This is a genomic window from Dyella sp., from assembly GCF_035486915.1.
GTDB lineage: Bacteria > Pseudomonadota > Gammaproteobacteria > Xanthomonadales > Rhodanobacteraceae > Dyella_B.
Genome location: NZ_DATHMR010000119.1, coordinates 1 through 21,764, shown reverse-complemented (window position 1 = coordinate 21,764; position 21,764 = coordinate 1). Strand labels below are relative to the sequence as shown.

Genomic DNA, 21,764 nt, shown 5'->3' with positions numbered 1-21,764 from the left:
GCTACATCAAGTAGTTACAAAATCCCGGGCCTGCGCTGGGATTTTTGTTTGCAGTCGTAGGACTCAGACATCAACCCTTGAATGCGCCAGTCCTTGTCCGCGACATGACTTCTTGCACGATGACTCTTTGCACGCGACATGAATCGTTCGTGTTCCTAGCATTCGTTTAAGACTGCGCGGGGCTGCGGTTCGACTAACGAGGCAACCAGCAATCTGGTTCAGCTATCGCTGCGCAGCAATCCTCAAAACCAAGCGAATCAATGATGACCAGGGGAGCGCTGGAATGGCACTTGATGACAAGGCAGTTCGTAGCCGGAATCTGCGTTCGATGGCGCTCTATCTGGCGGTCGCATTCGTTATGGCCTGGGCGCTGTGGTTTGTTGCGTGGCTGATCAGTCAACACAAACTCTCGCTGCCGATCTTTCCGGTACTGGTGGTCGGCTCGTTCGGTCCCTTCGTGGGGGCCCTGGTCACGTGCCTGGCAGAGGGTGGCCCACGACGGGCGTTGCGGTTTTTCGCTCGGGCGCTCGACCCGCGCATGGGCTGGGCGGTGTTTCTGGTGTCCTTCTTCCTGATGCCGATCCTCGCGATCATCGTGGAACTCGTGCACGCAAGGCTGATTCACGGGACACCGCAATTCACGATGACCCTGGCCGACTTGCCGCTGAGCTATGTTTTTCTGTTCGTTCTCGGCGGAACGCTGGCGGAGGAGTACGGCTGGTCGCTGCTGTCGGACAAGCTCGACGGCGTACTGCCGCTCCGGAGCGCGACCTTCGTGCTCGGTGTCATTTGGGCGCTATGGCACCTGCCCCTGTTCTTCATCATCACGCCGGGCGCCATTCAGGGCTACACGCCCTTTCACATCTTCCTCGTGGCAACGGTTGCCATGCGCTTTCTGTTCGCTTGGGCCTATCACCGGGGCGGCTACAACATCCTCTCTAACATGCTGTTCCACACGGCCTCGAATCTGGCCTACAGCATCGTGGCGCTAGCGCCTGCGCCGGAGGACATGTCGACTGGACGCCTCTGGCTGTTCGCAGTCCTGACCATTGTTTGCGCCATTGTGCTCTGGGTCGTCGCGCCGCCTCGCGCCGGGAAACCGCCGAACGGCGCCCCAGCCTGAGCTGGAGCGCGCCAGCCTGCAGCCACACAACGACACCGTCGTCAGAAGGATATCTAAGCCGCTGATTCAGCGGCCTTTCTTTACACAAGCCCTTCACGCGTCGGATCACAGATCAGCTCGCTGTTGATCAACAAATGCGCAGAGCGCAGGCCACATACGCAAAAAAACATGGCAGAGTAACCCTCCCTGTCCGGCCAGCGGAGCGCGATTGCCATGAGCATGAGTCCCTCGCCCCTTGACGTCATCGAGCGCGCACGCGTTCTGACCGAAAGCCTCGTCCTCACCTTTGAAGAAACGATTCGACGAGATGGCACGCTGAGTGAAGGTCAATGCCAGCTGATGGCGCAGGGAATCTGGCAAGTTACGATGGCGATGGAAAGTCTGCGCGAATCCACGCCGATATTGTTCTCGCACGAATGCCATTTCAGCGACGCACTGCTCGACCTGTCTTGCCTGATGGGCATGCTGGAACGCGGCAGCGACATTGGTCTGGACGATTACCGTCATTGCGCGCCGATCCTTCACGTGATGGACCATACCGCACGCATGACGTGGGATACGCTCCAGCGCATCGAGAAGCGCATGCGTTTGATTCGCGTCGCCGCGTAAGACGTAAATACCGCATATGCTCCGCTGATTTCACGTCGGCCGCCGCAGGCGGAAGCGCAGCCTTTGCGCGCGAATTGAGCACAATATTTTGCGCATGCGACGCACATCCGGCATGCTGCGCACATCTCGCTGGCGGATGCCCATGATCGAATTCGGACACGGAACCCATGTCGGATTGCGCCGCACGCGCAATGAGGACACCTACTACGCCGATTCGGCGTTGGGTCTGTTTTTGGTGGCCGATGGCATGGGCGGTCATCAACATGGAGAAGTGGCGTCCGCGTTGGCGCGCGATGCCGTCGTTGAACTGGTGGATCGCGGGCAATCGCTGGCCGAAGCGATACGCGGCGCAGCGGCGCGTTTACTGGAATATGCGCAGCGCTTTGACGATGCCTTGCCGATGGGCACCACCGTCGCAGCCATCCGTTTTTCCGAGCAAGGTTATGAAGTGGCCTGGGTCGGCGACAGTCGTATCTACGAGTGGAAAAACGGACTGCGTCGCATCAGCCACGATCATTCATTGGTGCAGGAGCTCGTCGCCGCGGGTGTGATCGATGAATCGCAGGCGGCACGGCATCCGCAGCGCAATGTGCTGACGCAAGCACTGGGCATTACGGCGCTGGGTCAGCTGCATATCAGCATGGCGAAAGGGCAACTCGCGCCAGGCGAGAGCTTTCTGGTGTGCAGTGACGGTCTGACCGAAGAAGTCACGGACAACGGCATTGCGAACATCGTCGCACGCCAGGATCTGGCGGCACAGGAATGTGTCGATCATCTCCTGCTTGCTGCGCTGGACAACGGCGGCAGCGACAACGTCACTGCGATACTTGCCCGTATTCACTGACGCGGAAAGCCCGCTTCAGACGTCCGCTTCCTGCCGACGCCACACGGACTGACCACCTGCACTCTTGTCGAGCGAATCGAGTCGACGTTGATGCTCGGCGGTTTCTTCTTCGCTCGCACGCAATACACGAGGGCGCCGTGCAAGTACAACGGGTGCCTGCACCGTGCGAACACGCGTTTCGGACGCGCCTTCAAAACCCAGATCCAGCACAACCTGACCGGATGTCATGGCCAGGTAGACATCGGCAAGCAACTGCGCGTCGATCAGGCCGCCGTGCAAATCACGCGCCGAGTTGTCGACGCCCAGGCGTTTGCACAGGGCATCCAAACTGTTGCGCTGACCGGGATAGCGTTCGCGCGCCATCGCCAGCGTGTCGAGCACCGGGCAACGGTCGTTGATGCGGCCGTACTGTCCGCCAAGCCGCTCAAGCTCGGCATTGATGAAGCCGACGTCAAAGCTCGCGTTGTGGATGATCAGCTCGGCGCCATCGATGAAGGTGAGGAATTCCTCCACCACATCGGCAAAGAACGGCTTGTCGAGCAAAAACTCATCGGCGATGCCCGTGACTTCGCGTGCGCCTTCATCGATTGCACGTTCGGGATTGAGGTACGTTTGATAGTGACGCCCACTGGGCCTGCGTTCGATGAGCTCGACGCAGGCGATTTCGATCAGGCGATGTCCCTGGCGTACTTCAAGACCAGTGGTTTCGGTATCGAGAACGATTTGTCTCATGCCTGTTCCTTGAACTGCTCGGCCTGCTCGCGCGCTGCCTGATCAACACGCTCATTTTCGACATGCCCGGCGTGACCTTTCACCCACTTCCAGCGTACTTGATGGCGCGCGACGGCGGCACTCAAGCGTTCCCACAGATCCTGATTCTTCACAGGCTTTTTGTCGGCGGTGCGCCAACCGTTGGATATCCAGCGCGGCACCCACTCTTCGATACCTTGCATCACATAACGCGAGTCGGTAGTCACCGTCACCTGACAGGGACGACTGAGTGCTTCGAGCGCCTGGATCGCCGCAAGCAGCTCCATGCGATTGTTGGTGGTTTGTGCTTCGCCGCCGCTCAATAAACGTTCGCTGCCTTTGGCTCTCAATAGGGCTGCCCATCCACCGGGCCCGGGATTGCCGAGGCACGCGCCGTCGGTAAACGCTTCCACATCCGTCACGCGTTGTGCTCCATCTTTTTTGTTTGTCTTGTTCAACTGACCGAACTGCGACGCGCACCCGGTGCGAGGCCCGCTCCCACGGGAGCAGTCACGGGTTTGGGCCGCAAGCGTGTCGGAATACTTATCGGTCCCGTCTTGCGCGCGACGAGCACATAACCACCGCCCAGCCAGCTCGACGATGCCCAACCCGGCTCGGCCGACGGCAACGGCAAAATGCGCCCTACTCGTTGCACGCGTTCGACTTGCACATCAGCGCGTCGCAAACGCGCAGAGAAATGAAATGGCGACTGCGCATGCATGCCGCTCCCGCGTGTTTGCCACTGCCACCATGGCGTCCATCCGCTGAGCGGATTGAGGCCGGTGAGTACGAGCATCCCACCTGGGGCGAGAATGCGTACCACCTCGTCGATCGACAGGGGCGCGAGCTCGAAAGCATGGCGCAACAGAATGAGGTCGAATGCCCTGTCGGAAAACGGCAGCGGCTCCAGCGCGCTCGCCCGTATATCGCCCTCGATCCGGCCCTCGGTGAGCCGCAACGTTACCCACTGGCTCAGATAGGGAGGATTGGGCGCTTCGTCCTGGGGCGCCGCGGAAAGCAACAAGGCGCGGCTGCCGATGCAGCGGCGCAGATCGGGCATGTAGGCCACCGTTTCATCCGCCAGCAAACCACACATGGGCGCACTGGCGTAGATGTCTTGGGCGCGCTGGGGCATGAAAACGGGGCCTGTCGCGAATCGGATCAGGCGTGAGTTTACCGGTTGGCCTTACAAAGACGAACCAGTACCCAACGGTGAACGAACGAATTTTCGATTAACGGATATCTAACGATCGCCCCATGCCACGGGCTTATAGTCGGCGATCGCGCGCACCCCGGAGGGCTGCGCCAGTCGATACGAATCCGCAGCGGAGATCGCCTTGCACGTCGTACCGTTACCGGCGCTTGCCGACAATTACATCTGGCTGCTGCATGACGACAACGGCAATGCCATCGTCGTCGATCCTGGCGAATCTGCGCCGGTCGAAGCTGCCGTGCACGCGCGCAAGCTTACGCTGCGCGCTGTGCTGCTCACGCATCATCACCCTGATCATATCGGCGGTGCCGAGCGGTTGAAGGAAACTTTCGATATTCCGGTTTACGCGCCGGAGGATGATCGCATTGCTGTCGCTACGCATCGCGTGAAAGACGGCGATTTGCTTACGTTATCGCAACCGGCAGCACGTTTCGACGTGATGGCTGTGCCGGGACATACGCTCACTCACATCGTGTACGTCGGCGAAGGCGTACTGCTGTGTGGCGATACGTTGTTCAGTCTTGGGTGTGGCCGTATGTTCGAAGGCACACCAGCGCAAATGCATGCGTCGCTGCAACGTCTAGCCGCGCTGCCTGCTGAGACGCTGGTGTGCTGCGGTCATGAGTACACCACCGCGAATGCGCGCTTTGCGCAAACCGTTGAACCAAACAACACCGCTCTCAAAGCGCGGGCGAAAGAAGTGGATGTGCTGCGCGCCGATCATCGTCCGAGTGTGCCCTCAACGCTTGCCAGTGAACTTGCCTGCAATCCCTTCCTCCGTGTGAACAGCGACGAGGTGATCGACTGGTGCAATCGACAAGGCGCCGCTAACGATCCAGTTGCTCGCTTTGCAGCGCTGCGTTCCGCCAAGGATGCATTCAAGGCATGAAACCGACGCTGCGACTTTTGCCGGTGGTGCTTGCCTCATTGATGGCGGCGTGCGCAACGACACCGCCACCCGCAAAGAATCCTGTTCCTGCGCCAGCTATCGCGCCTTCTCCGATCAGTTCTCCAGCCCCGGCAACGTCGGTCGCGGCTGTCGTGCAGCCGTCTGTTGCGGCTGAAGACACTGACGTTTGGGGCAAGTTGCGCAACAGCTTCGCGATGTCCGATTGCGACGCCGATCCGCAAATCATGGTGTGGGCACACCGCTATACGCAAAATCCACAGCACTTTGAAGCGCAGATGGGCAGCGCGCTCTCACAAGTGGTCTATGTGCAGCAGGTCGCCGAAAAATATAATGTCGCCGGTGAATTCGTGCTGCTCCCGTGGGTAGAAAGCCAGTATCACGCGGTACCTGGTCATCGCAATTTGCCGGCGGGCATGTGGCAAATCGTGCCGAGCACTGCGCATTCGATGGGACTGCACGTCGATCACGGTTACGACGGACGCCTGGACACATCCGCCGCCACAGACCGCGTCATGCACATGTTGCGCGGCTACTACGACGAATTGCACGATTGGCGACTGGTCGATTACGCGTTCAATCGCGGTGAGTTCGCCATTCAGCATATGGTGCAGCAACACGGTTTGCCGCCGACGGAACCGGCCATTCCAAAGTGGCCTGTGCCGCGCGTGACAAAGGAACATTTGACCAAATTGCTGGCGCTTGCGTGCGTTATTCGCGACCCCTCCCGATTCAACGTGACATTGCCGACGCTGGCAGCGGAGGATCATCTGGAAGCCGTCGATATCACACCAGGCATGACACTTTCGGCCACCGCAAACCATGCCGGCATGCTCGCTGACGACCTTCGGCATTTGAATCCTGCCATGTCGAAAGACGCGCTGGATTCAGCTTCGGGCAGCCAGATACTCATGCCTCATCGCAACGCGGAGCAGTGGCGCAATGCGATGCAGTCGGCGAACGCGCAGGACATGACCGCCAGCAATGCACCGCTAACGGACACACCGTCTTCAAAAGATGCCGAGGTAACACAAGACAGTGCGCCCGCAGCGGTCAAATCGCACACTGTTCGAACGCATACGGTAAAGCCCGGTGAAAGCCTCTGGCAGATTGCGCACAAATATTCGGTCAGCGTGAACACGCTAGAGCGCCTGAACAATCTCCACGGCAAGCCGCTGAAACCCGGACAGGTATTGAAGCTCGATACGCCGTAAATCCATGCCTGGACGTATGGAAGCCGTATCGAGCCATGCCTGCTAAACTCCCCACGCTGCGCCAGATGGCGCACTGACAACCTTTTGGAGGACGCATGGGATTCCTGCACGGCAAGCGTGCCCTGATCACCGGCATTGCCAGCCAGCGCTCGATCGCCTGGGGCATTGCCAACGCGATGCATCGCGAAGGCGCGCAACTCGCCTTTACCTACCCGAATGAACGCATGAAGGACCGCGTGGATGAAGCGGCCAATGCATTCGGCTCCAACATCGTGCTGCCGTGCGACGTGGCAGACGACGCGCAGATCGAGAACCTGTTCGTCGACTTGGGCAAGCATTGGGACGGCCTGGACATCCTGGTGCATTCGATCGGCTTTGCGCCGCGCGAAGCGATCCAGGGCCAATACCTGGACAACCTGACCCGCGAGAACTTCACCATCGCGCACGATATTTCCAGTTACAGCCTCGCCGCGCTTTCGAAGGCTGCTCGTCCGATGATGGCTGGCCGCAACGGCGCGATTCTCACCCTCACGTACCTGGGTGCCGAACGCGCCCTGAGCAACTACAACGTGATGGGCCTGGCCAAGGCGAGTCTCGAAGCCAACGTGCGTTATCTGGCTTTCAACCTGGGCCCGGAAACGACGCGCGTCAATGCGATCTCCGCTGGCCCGATCAAGACACTTGCCGCCGCGGGCATCGCAAACTTCCGCAAGATGCTGGACCACGTGGAAGAAAACGCGCCGCTACGCCGCAGCGTGACGATCGACGAAGTCGGTAACGTCGGCGCATTCCTGTGTTCGGATCTCGCCTCGGGCATCACCGGTGAAGTGACGTACGTGGACGCGGGTTACAACACCCTGGGTATGACCGGCATCTAAGCCGGTTTCAGAGGAAAAAACAAAAAGGGCGGCTCCCATGGAGTCGCCCTTTTTGTTTGTTTAAGCCCATGTTTGTTTAAGCGCATGTCATGCCGACACATCGGCATGACGAAGCATTACATGCGGTCTTTGGCAATTTCGATCTTCGTCTTCGCCTTAAGCATGTCGATGAAGCCCTGCGTTTCCACGCCACCATAGGCCTGCATCATCTGGCGATACAGCATCTGACGCTGTTCTTCCGGGAATTTGGACAGATCGCCCGGTACCACCTTATCGACGGCCAGCACCGCGTAGTTACCCTGACCCAGTGCAACGTCGGCGTACTGCGGCTTGCCATCGGCGGCCGGATGCGGCGTCACGAACGCCTGCGCAAGGATTTCCTGCGGCACATCCTGCTGTACACGCTGAATGTCATTCGCCGTCTTCAGATCGGCATGCTCGGCGGTAGCAATGGTCGCCATGTCCTCGCCCTTGCTCAGCCGATCAACCAGGACGTCGGCCTTCTGATGCGCGGCGTCGGCAATGCGTTGGTCGAGAATCTTCTGCACGATCGCGTCATGCACTTCGGCGATCGCCTTCGGTGTGGCAGGAACGTGCTTGTCGACGCGTACCACCACCGAATCGGCTTTGCCCAGATCGATCAGGCTGGAGTTGTTGCCTGACGTCAGTAGGTCACTGGAAAACGCGGCGGCAACGACCTTCGGATTGGCAGCAACACCCTGCCCGCCATCGCGGCCAAACAGTGGCGTTTCCTTGACCTGCAGGCTCAACGCTTGTGCGGCCGGATCGAGCGAGCCGGGATTTTGAGACGTAAGGTCGGTCATCTTGCCGGCGGTGTCGTTGTACAGACGATCGTGATCGGAAGCGGTCGCTTCCTTGATCAACTGATCGCGCACCTGTTCGAACGGTTTGGTCTGGCCGCTGTGAACGTCGCGCAAATAGATGATGTGGTAGCCCTCATCCGAAAGCACAGGCTTGGAAATCTGCCCTTTCTGCAGCGAGAACATGGCCGACTCGAAGGCGGGATTGGTCACACCTTTTTGCAACCAGCCCAGGTCGCCGCCCTGCAGTTTCGAACCGAGGTCTTCCGAGTCCTGCTGTGCGAGTTTCGCAAAGTTGTCGGGCGTGGCTTGGGCAGCGATCTTGTCCGCCTTGTCCAAAGCCGCCTTCTGCTGCGCAGGCGTCGCGTTCTTCGGCACGTTGATAAGGATGTGCGATACCTCGCGCTCCTCGGGCATGCCGAATTTCGAAATTTCGTCCTGGTAACGCTTCTTCAGCTCATCGTCGCTCGGCGCCTGCGTATCGGGCTTGAGTTCCGACGCATTCACTTCGATGTATTTCAGCGACACCTGCTCCGGATTCATGTAATCCGCCTGGTGCGCTTTGTAGTAATCCTGAACCTGCGCGTCGGTAACCTGACTGTCAGCTGGCGCCGGACGTGGCAATACAAAATAGCGAATATTTCTGTGCTGCAATTGCAATTGCATGTAACGGTCGATATCCGCGTTGGTCACGATCGTGCTGCCACTGATGGCATCGGGCAGCAGAGTGCTTTGCAGCGAGTTGCGCACGCTGTCCTGATAGATATCCGGTGTCATGCCAGCGGCGGCAAGCTGTGCGCGGTACATGTCACCATTGAACTGGCCGTCAACCTGGAACGCAGGTGTGGCAGAGATCGTTTCGCGCAGCGATTCGTCCGATACGCGCATGCCCAGATCATCGTTTGCCTGCAACAGCAGTTGCTGGCCGATCATCTGATCAAGCAACTTGTCCTTGAACTCAGGCTTGTCGAAAACCGTAGGATCGAACTTGTCACCAAGCTGAGCGCGCTGCTGCTGACGAATGCGGTTTATCGCATCCTGATACTGCTGTTGACCAACTTCGGCCTTGCCAACCTTTGCGACAAAGGTCTCCGTGCGAGAGACAAAATAGTTCTCGATGCCGAAGAACGACATCGCAAACACCGCAATACCCAGCACAACGACCGCTGGCCATCCGTGCATTTTGTCGCGTAGTGACTGCAGCATGAGACTATTTCCGCTATCTGGTTAACCGCGTGGAATACAAAATCTAAATAACACAAGGGCGCCTCGGAGGCGCCCTTGCAGACTGTGGCGGAGCGGACGGGACTCGAACCCGCGACCTCCGGCGTGACAGGCCAGCATTCTAACCGACTGAACTACCGCTCCACATTTCTGGTGGGTGCTGTAGGGATCGAACCTACGACCCTCGCCTTGTAAGGGCGACGCTCTACCGCTGAGCTAAGCACCCGATCAAGCGGGCCGCTTAGTTTAGGGCGTCCTTAAGCGTCTTGCCAGCCTTGAATGCCGGGACCTTGGAGGCGGCGATCTTGATTTCTTCGTTGGTACGGGGATTACGGCCCGTACGCGCTGCACGGGTGCGCACGGTGAAGGTACCAAAGCCGACGACCGAGACGTCGTCACCGTTCTTCAGAGCCTTCTGAACGGTTTCGAAGAAAGCTTCGAGCGCGCGGCCAGCATCGGCCTTGGTCAGTTCGGCGTGTTCGGCGACGGCATTGATCAGATCGGTTTTATTCATTGAGTTACTCCCTTAAACAGGTATTCGGCCCGCGTGATAGGTGGGACGGGACAGCGCAGGAAAGGATCGATGGATTCTTGCAAGACGTTGCCTCGCAACCCCGCATCGCTGTGCTTTCTGAGGAAAGCCCGGATGGCGGTGAGCCTTTATACCAGTGCCCCCCAGGGTCCGCAATACAAGTTGTACCAACGCTTTGCGGGGATTCAGCGCCATGCATGTAATGCGGGAGCACACATCTGATCATCGTTGTTTGGCAACGATATTACGCAGCGTGAAACAGGCGACACGGTAACCGTGTCGCCTATCGCAGATCCGATGAGAATGCGTGTGCTTAGTGCGTACGCGAGGGTGCTTCGGCACCGTCTTCGTGTGCCGCGGCGTCAGAAGAAGCGGCCTTGTCCGCCTCTTCCTTTGGCGGCAACGGCAGCAGTGGACGCTCCAGGGCAATGCCGAGCACTTCATCGATCCAGCGAACCGGATGGATATCCAGCGAACCGGTGATGTTCTCGGGAATGTCGGCCAAGTCCTTCCGGTTTTCATCCGGAATAATGACGGTGGTGATGCCACCACGATGCGCGGCGAGCAATTTTTCTTTCAATCCACCGATCGGCAACACGCGACCGCGCAGCGTAATTTCGCCCGTCATCGCTACTTCCGAACGAACTGGAACTTTGGTCAACGCCGACACGAGCGCCGTGCACATGGCGATACCTGCGCTGGGGCCATCTTTCGGTGTCGCGCCTTCCGGTACGTGGATGTGCAAATCGAATTTCTCGTGAAACTCCGGATCGATGCCCAACTGGCTGGCACGCGAGCGCACCACGGAAAGCGCCGCTTGGATCGACTCTTTCATGACATCGCCAAGTTGGCCGGTAAGTATTTGACGTCCCTTGCCCGGGACGATTGACGCTTCGATGCTGAGCAGATCGCCACCGACCTGTGTCCAGGCCAGACCCGTGACCAGACCAACTTCGTTCTGTTGCTCCTTGCGGCCAAAGTCGAAACGGCGCACGCCAAGGTAATGATCCAGATTCTCCGAATTGACCTTGACGGCCTTCTTCGCAGTGGCTGCCTTTGCACTCGCCTTCTTGGTCTGTGCTTGCTCGGCTTCTTTGCCCTTCTTCTTTACCTGGTTAAGCGTCAGCTCTTTCACGACCTTGCGGCAAATCTTGGAAATTTCGCGCTCGAGATTACGCACGCCGGATTCGCGCGTGTAATAACGCACGATGTCGCGCACCGCTTCCTCGTCGATAGAAATTTCTTCCGGTTTCAGACCATTGGCCTTGACCTGCTTGGGTAGCAGATATTTCTGAGCAATGCCCAACTTCTCATCCTCGGTGTAGCCCGGGATACGAATGACTTCCATGCGATCCAGCAGCGGACCGGGAATGTTGAGCGAGTTCGCCGTCGCCACCCACATCACTTCGGATAGATCCAGGTCGACTTCCAGGTAGTGATCGTTGAAGGTGTGGTTCTGCTCGGGATCGAGCACCTCGAGCAACGCGGACGACGGATCGCCGCGGAAATCCATCGACATCTTGTCGATTTCGTCGAGCACGAACAGAGGATTCTTCGAGCCCACTTTGTTCATGTTCTGAACGATACGACCCGGCATCGAACCGATATACGTACGACGATGACCGCGAATTTCCGCTTCATCGCGCACGCCGCCAAGACTCATGCGAACGAATTTGCGGTTGGTCGCTTTGGCGATCGACTGACCGAGCGACGTCTTGCCCACGCCCGGAGGGCCGACCAGGCAAAGGATCGGACCCTTCATCGTGTTCACGCGCTGCTGCACGGCAAGGTATTCAAGAATGCGTTCCTTGACCTTCTCCAGTCCAAAATGATCGGCATCGAGCACTTCCTGTGCAAGCGAGAGATCCTTGCGCACTTTGCTGCGTTTTTTCCACGGCACACCAATCAGCCAATCGAGGTAGTTGCGTACCACCGTCGCTTCGGCCGACATGGGTGACATCTGTTTGAGCTTGCCGAATTCCTGACGCGCCTTCGCCAATACAGGCTTGGGCATGCCAGCTTCCTCGATCTTCTTCTGCAGCTCTTCGATTTCGTTCGGGCCGTCCTCGCTTTCGCCCAGTTCTTTCTGGATGGCCTTCATCTGTTCGTTGAGGTAGTACTCGCGCTGGCTTTTTTCCATCTGCGACTTCACACGGCCGCGGATGCGCTTTTCCACCTGCTGCAAATCGATCTCGCCATCGACGAGGCCGATCAGCAATTCAAGACGCTGAGCAACGTCGGCTGTTTCGAGCACCTTCTGTTTGTCGGACATGCGCACCGTAAGGTGTGCCGCGATCGAGTCGGCAAGACGCGACGGATCATCGATACCGGACAATGTCGCCAGCACTTCGGGTGGCAACTTGCGGCTTTGTTTCACTAGCTGTTCGAACAGCGACACAAGTGTGCGCGAGACCACATCGAGTTCGCGTTCCTTGACGTTGTAAACGGGTTCGATGACACGCGAGCGTGCTGTAAGCATGCCGCTATCGTCGTTGTATTCCTCGATTGCTACGCGCGACTGACCTTCGACGAGCACCTTCACGGTGCCATCAGGCAGTTTCAATAATTGCAACACGCCAGCGAGCGTGCCGATTTCGTGAAGATCCTTGATCGCGGGATCGTCGATATCCGGACTCTTTTGCGCGACCAACAGAATTTGCCGTTCGCCTTCCATCGCACGCTCAAGCGCGCGCATGGATTTGTCACGCCCGACAAACAGCGGGATCACCATGTGCGGGTACACGACAACGTCGCGTAGCGGGAGCACCGGCAGCGCATCCAGCAGCGCTCCGGTGGTGGCGGAAATTGCGGCACTTTTTGCCATCGCAGGGAATCTCTCGCGAAAAAAGAAACGGACAGCCCAGACACTGCGCCGTGGGCACTTACACGTCAAGTGGAGGCGATGTGACGAGCAGTCAAGTGCTGGCACGACAACGAAAAACAAACGGCCCCGACGAAATCCGCCGAGGCCGTCATAAGCGGATGTTGTAACGCTTACGCTGCGGCGTCGCCGCTTTCGCTACCGATACGCGCCTGCTGCTGCAAGTTTCCGCGATAGATGAGGTACGGTTCTGCCTGACCTTCGATCACCGCTTCATCCACGACGACCTTGCTGACGTGTTCCAGCGAGGGTAGCTCGTACATCGTGTCAAGCAGCACCTGCTCGAGAATAGTGCGCAGACCGCGCGCGCCCGTCTTGCGCTTGAGCGCCTTGCGAGCAACAGCCTGCAGCGCCTCCGGACGGAACTCGAGCTCGACGCCTTCCATTTCGAACAACTTGCGGAACTGTTTCGTCACCGCATTGCGTGGTTCGGTGAGAATTTTCACCAGTGCGGGTTCATCGAGTTCGTCGAGCGTCGCCACCACGGGCAAGCGACCGACAAACTCTGGAATCAGACCGAAACGCACGAGGTCGGATGGCTCGACTTCCGCCAATACCTTACCGAGATTTTCGGTGCGCTCCTTGGAACGAACTTCGGCGGAGAAGCCGATGCCCGTCGTTTCGGAACGCTGCTGAATCACTTTCTCCAAACCCGCAAATGCGCCACCGCAAATGAACAGGATGTTCTTGGTGTCGACCTGCAGGAATTCCTGCTGCGGATGTTTGCGACCGCCCTGCGGCGGCACCGAAGCGAGCGTACCTTCGATGAGTTTGAGCAGCGCCTGCTGCACGCCTTCACCGGAAACGTCGCGCGTGATCGACGGGTTTTCGCTCTTGCGCGAGATCTTGTCGATCTCGTCGATATAGACGATGCCCGACTGCGCCTTCTCGACGTCGTAGTCGCACTTCTGCAATAGCTTTTGAATAATATTTTCGACGTCCTCACCGACATAACCAGCTTCGGTCAAGGTGGTGGCGTCGGCGATCGTGAACGGCACGTTGAGCAAGCGCGCTAGCGTTTCAGCAAGCAGCGTCTTGCCCGAACCAGTCGGACCGATCAGAAGGATGTTGGATTTGCCCAGCTCGATATCGTCGGCGCGCTGGCGCGATTCCATCCGCTTGTAATGGTTGTAGACCGCCACGGCGAGCGCTTTCTTGGCGCGCGTCTGTCCGACCACGTACTGGTCGAGGGTCTCCATGATTTCCTTGGGCTTGGGTAGCTGGCTGCGCCCGGAGGCGGCCTTCTCCTCAAGCTCCTCACGGATGATGTCGTTACACAGCTCCACGCACTCGTCGCAGATGAACACGGACGGACCCGCGATCAGCTTGCGCACTTCGTGCTGGCTCTTGCCGCAGAAGGAGCAGTAAAGAATCTTGCCGCTGTCGTTGGAACGGCCCTGCCGCTCGTCGCTCATTCGTTTGATCCTGCTGAAAAAAACCGGGTACGGGTCGAGAATAGCACAGGGTCCCGAGTCCGCACCCGGACGCGGGACCCTATATGCCTAAAGCTTGGATCGGCCGAAATCAGGCCGACTTGACGGTTTCGACGGCTCTGCGGTCCAGAACGGCGTCGATCAGGCCGTATTCCTTGGCGGACTCCGCGCTCATGAAGCGGTCGCGCTCCATATCCCGCTCGATCTTGTCCAAGGGTTGGCCCGTATGCTGAACGTAGATATCGTTCAGGCGGCGGCGGAGATACAGTATCTCCTGGGCCTGGATTTCGATGTCGGTCGCCTGCCCGCGGGCACCACCCGACGGCTGGTGGATCATCACCCGCGAGTTCGGCAATGAGTAACGCTTGCCCTTGGCGCCAGCCATCAGCAACAGTGATGCGGCACTGCAAGCCTGACCGATGCACATGGTGCTGACGTCGGGCTTGACGAACTGCATCGTGTCGTAAATCGCCAGACCTGCGGTAACTACACCGCCGGGACTGTTGATGTACAGGTGGATGTCTTTCTCGGGGTTTTCCGATTCAAGGAACAGCATCTGCGCGACCAGCAGATTGGCAACCTGATCGTTGACTTCACCGACGAGGAAGATTACGCGCTCCTTCAACAGGCGCGAGTAGATGTCGTACGAACGTTCGCCGCGAGCAGTTTGCTCGACAACGATCGGCACCAGATTGAGGTTGTGGATCGGGTCCATGGCCATCTCCGCGTGTGGGGACTGAAAGACGATTCGTACGATCAGGTCAGACTATATATCGGGCCTGATCGAATCGGCTCAGGCACTAACGGGACGCATCACTTCGTCAAAGCTCAGGTTCTGCGCGGTGGTCTTGGCGTGTTCGGCCACCCACTCTGCTACCTGATCTTCCATGACGCGATTCTGCAGCCCTGACATGAGTTGGGGATCGCCGTTGTAGAGTTCAATGACCTTCTCCGGCTCCTCGTAGGTCGACGCAATCGCGGCGAGCTGCTCGGCCAAACGTGTGCGATCGAGTTTGAGTTCCTGCTTGCGAGCGATTTCGCCCATCAACAGGCCTGCGATCACGCGCATACGCGCAGCAGGCATGGCCGAGTCGATCAGCTGCGGCGGCGGCTGTTGCCCGCGCGGCACGCTGCCAGCAGCGAGACTGCGCGCCTCGGACTGCACCATCAGGTTGGGCACTTCCAGCTCGCTGTGTGCGGTAGCGAGTTTTTCGGCCACCTGCGACTTCAGGCGGCCCATTAGCGCAGCCTTCAATTCGCGCTCGAGATTGGCGCGCACTTCTTTGCGGAAGGTAGCGATGTCGCCGTCGGTGATGCCGAACAGCTCGATGAAGGCTGCGTCGACTTCCGGGAGGTTCGGCTGCTGCACCTTGATGATCTTGAAGCTGACCTTCGCGGTCTTGCCGGCGAGCTGCTCATTGCGGAAATCGGCCGGAAATTCGACGTCGCTTTCGAATTCTTCGCCAGCCTTTCGGCCCACCAGTGCAGCGTCGAGCGCCTTGAAGAGCGTGCCCGAACCAATGACGCTACCTGCGCGCTCCAAACCTTCGTTCGGGAAGCGGTAGTCGCCTGCTACAGCGGAGTATTCGAACATCACGAAGTCGCCTTCGACCGAAGGACGCTCTACTTCATCGAAGCTGCGACGCTGCTGGCGCAGCGTTTCGATCATCTTTTCGATGTCGGCGTCGGTAACTTCCGCGGTCGGGCGCTGGATTTCGAGCGACGCAATGTCGATCTCCGGGAATTCCGGCATCACTTCGAACGTCGCGGTGTAGGCGATTTCACCGTTTTCCGGCTTGCCGGTGGTGTCGATCGCCGGGTTGGCAACGGGACGCAGGTTTTCCTTCTCGAACGCTTCGCGCAGCGTGCTGCCGATCAGGTCCGAGAGCACTTCGCCACGCACCTGCGCGCCAAAGCGCTGCTGGATGACAGTGGCAGGCACCTTACCGGGGCGGAAGCCCTTCAGGCGCACTGTGCGGCTCATTTCGGCGATGCGCTGGCTCACCTGCGTCTCAAACCGTTCTGCCGGGAACTTGACCGTGAGCTTGCGCTCCAGCTTGCCGACGTTTTCAACCGAAAACTGCATGACGTCTCCTGGAAATACCTGTAGTGGCCCGTGATGGCGCCGCGGCGGCCCCCGGCCACCAGCCAAATCAAACTCAAGGTCCAATGGTGCGAAAGAAGGGACTCGAACCCTTACGGGGGTTACCCGCTGGAACCTAAATCCAGTGCGTCTACCAATTCCGCCACTTTCGCATCGGCTGTTGATTGCAAACTGCAGATTTTCAACGATTTTTACCGGGATATCCGGAATCGCCAAGAAACTGCGGGGCTGCGACCCTAAGTCGATGATTACCTTGTGCCAAGCCAGCCATTTTACGGTTGTGCGACAGACCAGCACAAGCGCCAAAACCTGCCTGCGTACAGGGTTTTGCCGCACAAAGAAAAAGGACCCGCATTGCTGCGGGTCCTTCGGTAGCTGGTGGGCCGTGTAGGGATCGAACCTACGACCAATTGATTAAGAGTCGCTGCCGTTGAGTAAGCAATTCAATTACCTATGTGAACGCATTTTCCGGGTTTGCTCATCGCAAATAGCTGTTTTGCTTATATCAGGCCAAATATTTTTCCGGGATTGAACCAAGCATGTTGCGGCGCGCACCCGTCGCCTATTTGTTATTGCGGTTGCGCTAGCGTCGGCGCCAGTGCGGAAGGCCTAGGTTCTCGAACCTTTGCCATCAGAGGCACTTGAACCACCGGCAGACTCGCAGATTGAAGGGTTCCGCATACGTGCTGTCGCCAGAATGGCCACACAACGTGCGGAGCGTTCTTCGACGTAAAATCTTGAAGTGATTCTTCGTCAAATTCTTCGCATACGACCTTGAATTCCGCGACGAACCCGGCCTCGATGACGTATATAGGATCTCCTTCCTCGGCCGACTCGTCGGATTCACCACCCTTATCCTGTTCGTCGTTGACGAGCCGCATTCCCAGGTGCACCGTCGCGATCAGAAAATTCACTTCCACATCATCCATAAGCTCGCGAGTGACAAATTCATGCTCAACCCAACGTCGCGTCTGAATTACGCACTTATCATCGTCAATCACCACCTCACCAATGTGTGACATGGTGCGAAAGGTGGAGTACGCGAGCCGAATGTTGCTCAGATCAAAACACTTAACAGGATCTAACATCACGCACACCTTGCCATTGGCACGTTTTCCCAGTCGCGAGACTCTCTCGGCTCCGCAATTCCAGTTGGTCGCACCACTGGATTGCGCCTGGACTTCTCTCCGCTATGACTCACGACAATTTTCTCGCTACTGCTCCAAACTTTTTGATGCAAATGAGAATCATTTCCCCATGCGGCCCCAACAATCCCAACGATGTCGGGCATACCCATGTAGTCAAGAAAGACGCCCTTTCGCACAGCAGTAGCTTCGACTGCCTTTGGAGCAACTTGTTTCTCTAAACCTACTTGATCGAACAGCCAGCACGCCGCCGTCGGAACTTCCGCGCAAAGACGCAGCAGTTTGTCCATTATTTCACTTTGAACGACCTCTCCGCGTTCGTACTTGGAGAAGGCATTTGCCCCTCCGCCAAATACAGTGGCAGCCTGTTGCTGCGTAAGTCCAAGCTTCTCTCGAACGCGCCGCACTTCCTTGCTCACAAGCAAGCCATGATTCGCCCGCTCTTCATCTATCACTACAGATCGCGCAGCAGCCATCAACCGAGCGTTCGCTTTGAGCTGAGCAGCCGTCATTGATTGCTCTTCACAGTGGGAGCAGACAGACATGACTAGACCGTGCACTTCGCGGTCAACACCACGGAACTGCAGGACGTCGGAGTAAACGAGTTCCGAAAGCGCCCCTTCTTCGCAAATTGGGCAAATGAGTTTCGAGTCGGTCATTCCCAGCCCTCCGGATGGAACGAACACACAATCGTCATCGTCCGTGCTGACGTCATGCGAATTTTTATATACATGTTGTAGGTATCCCCGTTTGGGGCCTGAAATTTAGGCAGCAAGTACACGTCATGCCAGAGATATCGGACGTCGCCTTCGTATCGTTCGCACCGATGAAAGTGCTTCTCTGTAAGGGTTAGCAGGACTTCGCAGACAGGATTGGTTGAACTCGCCGGAAAACCAAGCCTCGCCAGATGCCGCAGCAGCTTGGGACCATCGCCGAAATGGATGCTTTCCGCGCGCGCGTGTTCGAAGACTGCTTGTAGGTCATATTCCGCGACATCTTTGGTCTCGATCACATTGTTGGAGCTAACCATCCAGGTTGGCTCCCTTACCGAACCTTCGACAGCTAACCACGATGGTTAGTTCCTGTGCTTGCAATAATGGAGATAAACCGGGGTCGTTGCAAGTGGTCAATGGGTTAGACGTGGCGAAGCAGAACCCAGTAAATCATTGATTACAAAGCCATATGACTTTTGAACCGAAATATTTGTATGAATTTCCGCTGTCATCCAACACCCTTCCTGCCGCGATCTCCATCAACAGCAATGGAACCCCCGCCCTCCAGCCGCTACAGAAATTGGCGCGAGTCAACTGCTCGTAGCCAAGCAAATCTAGATTCTAACAGGGTATTTTTCCGGGTATTTTTCCGGGTGCAGACAAGAAAAAGGCACCTAGGATTGCCCTAAGTGCCTGTTTTTGCTGGTGGGCCGTGTAGGGATCGAACCTACGACCAATTGATTAAGAGTCAACTGCTCTACCAGCTGAGCTAACGGCCCAGTAACTGCTTGAATTTGGGGTGGACGATGGGACTCGAACCCACGACAACCGGAATCACAATCCGGTACTCTAACCAACTGAGCTACGCCCACCGTAACCACAAATCTGGCGCGCCCGACAGGAATCGAACCTGCAACCGTCGGCTTAGAAGGCCGATGCTCTATCCGGTTGAGCTACAGGCGCTTGACTTAAGCAGAACACCTGCTGGTCGGGGCAGAGGGATTCGAACCCACGACATCCAGCTCCCAAAGCTGGCGCTCTACCAGGCTGAGCTATACCCCGATTTCGAAACCCGGTCGCTTTCGCGCACCGAAGCCTTGAAATGCTACGGGGGTCACTCTACCCCGTCAATCCGTATCGAACACACCGGACGTCAAACTTGTCCGGCTATACAAGCGATTTTCTGCTTGCTTTGCCTACACGACTAATACGACATCGTGTTTGCGAAAAAATGGTGCGCCCGGAGAGATTCGAACTCCCGACCACCAAGTTCGTAGCCTGGTACTCTATCCAGCTGAGCTACGGGCGCGTGGTTTACCTGATTGCGGCTGCCTGAACCCGGAAGACGGAGGCGCCGAAGCAAGAAGCGGAATTATTCAGGTACTCGTCGCAGCCGTCAATACTCTTTGTGAAGATTTTTGAAACGACTCGTTCATATCCGGTTCGTTGGACGTCCATCTTGCGCGGCAAATGCACCGTCCGGCTTCACATCGGATCAAGCGAAAAATTGTCCGCATCCATCCAGGCAGGAAAACGTTCGCGATGTGCGAGCAAAGGCACGGGATCGAGCGTCACTGTCACCACCTGCTCTTGCGTACCGAGTTCAATCAACGGCTCGCCTACAGGATCGATCACCGCACTATCGCCTGCGTAAGGCAGATCGTTGCCGTCAACACCGACGCGATTCACGCCGATCACGTAGGAAAGATTTTCGATGGCGCGTGCACGCAAAAGCGTGCGCCATGGCTGTCGACGCGGCGCAGGCCAATTGGCGACAAAGAACGACAAGTCGTAATCCATGCCACCTGTGGCCGATTCCAATCTGCGATTGCGCAACCACACCGGAAAGCGCAGGTCGTAACAGACTTGCGGAAGAATGCGCCAGCCTTTCAGCTCGACAATCAAACGTTCTGTGCCGCCGCCGTAACGCGTGTGTTCGCCGGCCATGCGGAACAGATGACGCTTGTCGTATTGCGCAAACGTGCCATCCGGACGCGCCCAGATCAGGCGGTTGTAAACCTTGCCGCCCTCGCTAATCGCAAGGCTGCCTGTAACCACAGCATTCACTTCCGTGGCCAACGCGCGCATCCAGGCAACGCCTTCACCATCCATACCTTCTGCGCTTGCACGTGTGTCGTTGCTGAAGCCGGAAAGAAATGTTTCCGGCAACACGATCAGATCGCTCTGCCCTGCTACGCGTCGAACGAGCGAACCGTAGTACTCCCGATTGGCCGGCGCATCGTGCCAGCGCGTAGCGCCTTGCACGAGCGAAATATTCAAAGCTTGCATAGACGCTCCGCCGCGGCTTCCATCGTGGCATCGCTCTTGGCGAAGCACAGGCGCACCAAACGCGTACCTGGCGCTTTTTCGTAGAAAGGCGTCAAGGGAATCGCTGCCACGCCGCCTTCTTTCACTAGCCACTCGCAGAAGGCAAGGTCATCTTCATCGCGAATCGCAGAGTAATCGACGAGCTGAAAATAACCGCCTGGCACGTCGAGCAGTTTCAATCGCGAAGGTGCCAGAAGTTTGCGGAACCGATCACGCTTGACCTGATAGAACGCGGGCAACTCCAGATAATGCTCCGGCGAGCTGGCTAGAAATTCCGCGAACGCTGTCTGCGCCGGATGGAAGGTACAGAACGTCAGGTACTGGTGCACCTTGCGGAATTCGGCCGACAATGAGGTCGGCGCCACCGCATAACCGACCTTCCAACCCGTGCAGTGATAGGTCTTGCCGAAGCTGGACACCACGATGCTGCGCGCCGCAAGTTCCGGATGGCGAAGAACGCTTTCATGCGCAACGCCGTCGTAAACGATGTGCTCGTACACTTCGTCGGAAAGCACTACGATCGGCGTATCGCGAATGATCGCCGCAAGCTCATCCAGATCCGCCGCCGACAATACCGCACCGGAAGGATTGTGCGGACTGTTGATCAGAATCATGCGTGTCTTGGGGGTGATCGCATCGCGCACGCGCTGCCAGTCGATCGAGAACGTCGGCACGGTCAACGGAATGTGCACTGCACGCGCACCTTGCAATTCAATTGCCGGTTCGTAAGAGTCGTACGCCGGATCGAAAATGATGACTTCGTCACCCGCGCGCACCACCGCGGCAATGGCGGCGAACAGCGCTTCTGTCGCGCCGGATGTAACCGTGATATCGCTATCCGGACTGACCTTATGGCCATAAAGCCGCTCGGTCTTGCGCGCGATCTGCTCACGCAGCGCTGCCGTGCCGATACCCGGCGCATATTGATTTAGACCATCCGACATCGCGCGCGTCACCGCATCGCGCAGCGCCTGCGGCGGTTCGAAATCCGGGAAGCCCTGGCCCAGATTGACCGCCTTGTGCTGCACGGCCAGCTGGCTCATCA

20 protein-coding genes and 8 tRNA genes are annotated in these 21,764 nt (G+C 57.8%); 6 read left to right on the top strand and 22 right to left on the bottom strand.

All coding sequences use genetic code 11. The features are described 5' to 3' along the window. The first annotated feature begins 283 nt into the window (after positions 1–283). The 3 genes from VK725_RS09380 to VK725_RS09370 all read left to right on the top strand — a co-directional run bounded on the left by VK725_RS09380 (position 284) and on the right by VK725_RS09370 (position 2,576). A complete protein-coding gene (locus VK725_RS09380; RefSeq protein ID WP_325317789.1) occupies positions 284–1,123 on the top strand; it encodes a hypothetical protein in 840 nt (279 codons plus the stop codon). A 213-nt stretch (positions 1,124–1,336) separates the two neighbouring features. Then, the gene (locus VK725_RS09375) at positions 1,337–1,732 is read left to right on the top strand and encodes a hypothetical protein (RefSeq protein ID WP_325317788.1); all 396 of its coding nucleotides are present in this window, start codon (positions 1,337–1,339) and stop codon (positions 1,730–1,732) included. A gap of 142 nt (positions 1,733–1,874) precedes the next feature. Then, entirely contained in the window at positions 1,875–2,576 is a 702-nt protein-coding gene (locus tag VK725_RS09370) for a PP2C family protein-serine/threonine phosphatase (RefSeq protein WP_325317787.1), read from the top strand. Between the two features lie 15 nt (positions 2,577–2,591). On the opposite strand, the gene dnaQ is transcribed toward VK725_RS09370, so the two are convergent. The 3 genes from dnaQ to VK725_RS09355 are packed head-to-tail and all read right to left on the bottom strand — an operon-like array spanning position 2,592 to position 4,461. Beyond that, positions 2,592–3,308 carry a DNA polymerase III subunit epsilon gene (dnaQ, locus tag VK725_RS09365; protein ID WP_325317786.1) on the bottom strand — a complete coding sequence of 239 codons (717 nt, stop codon included), beginning with the start codon at positions 3,306–3,308 and terminating at the stop codon, positions 2,592–2,594. Next, a complete protein-coding gene (rnhA, locus tag VK725_RS09360; RefSeq protein WP_325317785.1) occupies positions 3,305–3,748 on the bottom strand; it encodes a ribonuclease HI in 444 nt (147 codons plus the stop codon). Before rnhA ends, dnaQ begins: the two co-directional genes overlap by 4 nt. 32 nt (positions 3,749–3,780) lie before the next feature. Next, positions 3,781–4,461, bottom strand: a complete 681-nt coding sequence (locus VK725_RS09355) for a class I SAM-dependent methyltransferase (protein WP_325317784.1) — start codon at positions 4,459–4,461, stop codon at positions 3,781–3,783. Between the two features lie 202 nt (positions 4,462–4,663). On the opposite strand from VK725_RS09355, the gene gloB reads away from it, so the two are divergent. The 3 genes from gloB (at position 4,664) to VK725_RS09340 (ending at position 7,538) form a co-directional block, all read left to right on the top strand. After that, positions 4,664–5,428 carry a hydroxyacylglutathione hydrolase gene (gene gloB, locus VK725_RS09350; RefSeq protein ID WP_325317783.1) on the top strand — a complete coding sequence of 255 codons (765 nt, stop codon included), beginning with the start codon at positions 4,664–4,666 and terminating at the stop codon, positions 5,426–5,428. After that, positions 5,425–6,660, top strand: a complete 1,236-nt coding sequence (locus VK725_RS09345; protein WP_325317782.1) for a LysM peptidoglycan-binding domain-containing protein — start codon at positions 5,425–5,427, stop codon at positions 6,658–6,660. Before gloB ends, VK725_RS09345 begins: the two co-directional genes overlap by 4 nt. A gap of 95 nt (positions 6,661–6,755) precedes the next feature. After that, positions 6,756–7,538, top strand: a complete 783-nt coding sequence (locus VK725_RS09340; protein ID WP_325317781.1) for an enoyl-ACP reductase FabI — start codon at positions 6,756–6,758, stop codon at positions 7,536–7,538. A 116-nt stretch (positions 7,539–7,654) separates the two neighbouring features. Here the strand turns inward: VK725_RS09340 and VK725_RS09335 are convergent, their stop codons facing one another. The 19 genes from VK725_RS09335 to VK725_RS09245 form a co-directional block, all read right to left on the bottom strand. Continuing rightward, positions 7,655–9,565 (bottom strand): SurA N-terminal domain-containing protein, encoded by a 1,911-nt coding sequence (locus VK725_RS09335; RefSeq protein WP_325317780.1) that lies wholly within the window; start codon positions 9,563–9,565, stop codon positions 7,655–7,657. An 85-nt stretch (positions 9,566–9,650) separates the two neighbouring features. After that, positions 9,651–9,727: transfer RNA gene (locus VK725_RS09330), tRNA-Asp, on the bottom strand. A 7-nt stretch (positions 9,728–9,734) separates the two neighbouring features. Next, positions 9,735–9,809 (bottom strand) — tRNA-Val (locus tag VK725_RS09325). A gap of 15 nt (positions 9,810–9,824) precedes the next feature. Next, entirely contained in the window at positions 9,825–10,097 is a 273-nt protein-coding gene (locus VK725_RS09320; RefSeq protein WP_325317779.1) for an HU family DNA-binding protein, read from the bottom strand. A gap of 331 nt (positions 10,098–10,428) precedes the next feature. Next, positions 10,429–12,939, bottom strand: coding sequence for an endopeptidase La (gene lon, locus VK725_RS09315; RefSeq protein ID WP_325317778.1), 2,511 nt, complete (start codon positions 12,937–12,939; stop codon positions 10,429–10,431). A 170-nt stretch (positions 12,940–13,109) separates the two neighbouring features. Next, positions 13,110–14,411, bottom strand: a complete 1,302-nt coding sequence (gene clpX / locus VK725_RS09310; RefSeq protein ID WP_126672758.1) for an ATP-dependent Clp protease ATP-binding subunit ClpX — start codon at positions 14,409–14,411, stop codon at positions 13,110–13,112. A 109-nt stretch (positions 14,412–14,520) separates the two neighbouring features. Further along, positions 14,521–15,150 (bottom strand): ATP-dependent Clp endopeptidase proteolytic subunit ClpP, encoded by a 630-nt coding sequence (gene clpP, locus VK725_RS09305; protein WP_325317777.1) that lies wholly within the window; start codon positions 15,148–15,150, stop codon positions 14,521–14,523. Between the two features lie 72 nt (positions 15,151–15,222). Next, entirely contained in the window at positions 15,223–16,515 is a 1,293-nt protein-coding gene (gene tig, locus VK725_RS09300) for a trigger factor (RefSeq protein ID WP_325317776.1), read from the bottom strand. A gap of 84 nt (positions 16,516–16,599) precedes the next feature. Then, positions 16,600–16,685, bottom strand: a tRNA-Leu gene (locus tag VK725_RS09295). 417 nt (positions 16,686–17,102) lie between these two features. Then, on the bottom strand, positions 17,103–17,621 hold the full coding sequence (locus VK725_RS09290) for a hypothetical protein (protein ID WP_325317775.1): 519 nt from the start codon (positions 17,619–17,621) through the stop codon (positions 17,103–17,105). Continuing rightward, a complete protein-coding gene (locus tag VK725_RS09285) occupies positions 17,621–18,337 on the bottom strand; it encodes a type II toxin-antitoxin system MqsA family antitoxin (RefSeq protein WP_325317774.1) in 717 nt (238 codons plus the stop codon). Before VK725_RS09285 ends, VK725_RS09290 begins: the two co-directional genes overlap by 1 nt. Next, positions 18,334–18,708 carry a type II toxin-antitoxin system MqsR family toxin gene (locus VK725_RS09280; protein ID WP_325317773.1) on the bottom strand — a complete coding sequence of 125 codons (375 nt, stop codon included), beginning with the start codon at positions 18,706–18,708 and terminating at the stop codon, positions 18,334–18,336. The genes VK725_RS09285 and VK725_RS09280 overlap by 4 nt, the downstream gene beginning before the upstream one ends. A gap of 386 nt (positions 18,709–19,094) precedes the next feature. Continuing rightward, positions 19,095–19,170, bottom strand: a tRNA-Lys gene (locus VK725_RS09275). 16 nt (positions 19,171–19,186) lie between these two features. Beyond that, positions 19,187–19,263, bottom strand: a tRNA-His gene (locus VK725_RS09270). Positions 19,264–19,277: 14 nt separating this feature from the next. Further along, positions 19,278–19,354, bottom strand: a tRNA-Arg gene (locus VK725_RS09265). A 22-nt stretch (positions 19,355–19,376) separates the two neighbouring features. Then, positions 19,377–19,453: transfer RNA gene (locus VK725_RS09260), tRNA-Pro, on the bottom strand. 170 nt (positions 19,454–19,623) lie between these two features. Then, a tRNA-Arg gene (locus VK725_RS09255) sits at positions 19,624–19,700 on the bottom strand. A gap of 176 nt (positions 19,701–19,876) precedes the next feature. Continuing rightward, the gene (locus VK725_RS09250; RefSeq protein ID WP_325317772.1) at positions 19,877–20,680 is read right to left on the bottom strand and encodes an amidohydrolase; all 804 of its coding nucleotides are present in this window, start codon (positions 20,678–20,680) and stop codon (positions 19,877–19,879) included. Continuing rightward, positions 20,668–21,762, bottom strand: coding sequence for a pyridoxal phosphate-dependent aminotransferase (locus tag VK725_RS09245; RefSeq protein ID WP_325317771.1), 1,095 nt, complete (start codon positions 21,760–21,762; stop codon positions 20,668–20,670). The genes VK725_RS09250 and VK725_RS09245 overlap by 13 nt, the downstream gene beginning before the upstream one ends. Between the last annotated feature and the right edge of the window lie 2 nt (positions 21,763–21,764).

Excerpts from the sequence above, each read along its gene's own strand:
- VK725_RS09380 (WP_325317789.1), top strand. The coding sequence starts at position 284 with ATGGCACTTGATGACAAGGCAGTTCGTAGCCGGAATCTGCGTTCGATG.
- VK725_RS09375 (WP_325317788.1), top strand. The coding sequence starts at position 1,337 with ATGAGCATGAGTCCCTCGCCCCTTGACGTCATCGAGCGCGCACGCGTT.
- VK725_RS09370 (WP_325317787.1), top strand. The coding sequence starts at position 1,875 with ATGATCGAATTCGGACACGGAACCCATGTCGGATTGCGCCGCACGCGC.
- dnaQ (WP_325317786.1), bottom strand. The coding sequence starts at position 3,308 with ATGAGACAAATCGTTCTCGATACCGAAACCACTGGTCTTGAAGTACGC.
- VK725_RS09355 (WP_325317784.1), bottom strand. The coding sequence starts at position 4,461 with ATGCCCCAGCGCGCCCAAGACATCTACGCCAGTGCGCCCATGTGTGGT.
- VK725_RS09345 (WP_325317782.1), top strand. The coding sequence starts at position 5,425 with ATGAAACCGACGCTGCGACTTTTGCCGGTGGTGCTTGCCTCATTGATG.
- VK725_RS09340 (WP_325317781.1), top strand. The coding sequence starts at position 6,756 with ATGGGATTCCTGCACGGCAAGCGTGCCCTGATCACCGGCATTGCCAGC.
- VK725_RS09335 (WP_325317780.1), bottom strand. The coding sequence starts at position 9,565 with ATGCTGCAGTCACTACGCGACAAAATGCACGGATGGCCAGCGGTCGTT.
- VK725_RS09320 (WP_325317779.1), bottom strand. The coding sequence starts at position 10,097 with ATGAATAAAACCGATCTGATCAATGCCGTCGCCGAACACGCCGAACTG.
- lon (WP_325317778.1), bottom strand. The coding sequence starts at position 12,939 with ATGGCAAAAAGTGCCGCAATTTCCGCCACCACCGGAGCGCTGCTGGAT.
- clpX (WP_126672758.1), bottom strand. The coding sequence starts at position 14,411 with ATGAGCGACGAGCGGCAGGGCCGTTCCAACGACAGCGGCAAGATTCTT.
- clpP (WP_325317777.1), bottom strand. The coding sequence starts at position 15,150 with ATGGCCATGGACCCGATCCACAACCTCAATCTGGTGCCGATCGTTGTC.
- tig (WP_325317776.1), bottom strand. The coding sequence starts at position 16,515 with ATGCAGTTTTCGGTTGAAAACGTCGGCAAGCTGGAGCGCAAGCTCACG.
- VK725_RS09290 (WP_325317775.1), bottom strand. The coding sequence starts at position 17,621 with ATGTTAGATCCTGTTAAGTGTTTTGATCTGAGCAACATTCGGCTCGCG.
- VK725_RS09285 (WP_325317774.1), bottom strand. The coding sequence starts at position 18,337 with ATGACCGACTCGAAACTCATTTGCCCAATTTGCGAAGAAGGGGCGCTT.
- VK725_RS09280 (WP_325317773.1), bottom strand. The coding sequence starts at position 18,708 with ATGGTTAGCTCCAACAATGTGATCGAGACCAAAGATGTCGCGGAATAT.
- VK725_RS09250 (WP_325317772.1), bottom strand. The coding sequence starts at position 20,680 with ATGCAAGCTTTGAATATTTCGCTCGTGCAAGGCGCTACGCGCTGGCAC.
- VK725_RS09245 (WP_325317771.1), bottom strand. The coding sequence starts at position 21,762 with ATGAGCCAGCTGGCCGTGCAGCACAAGGCGGTCAATCTGGGCCAGGGC.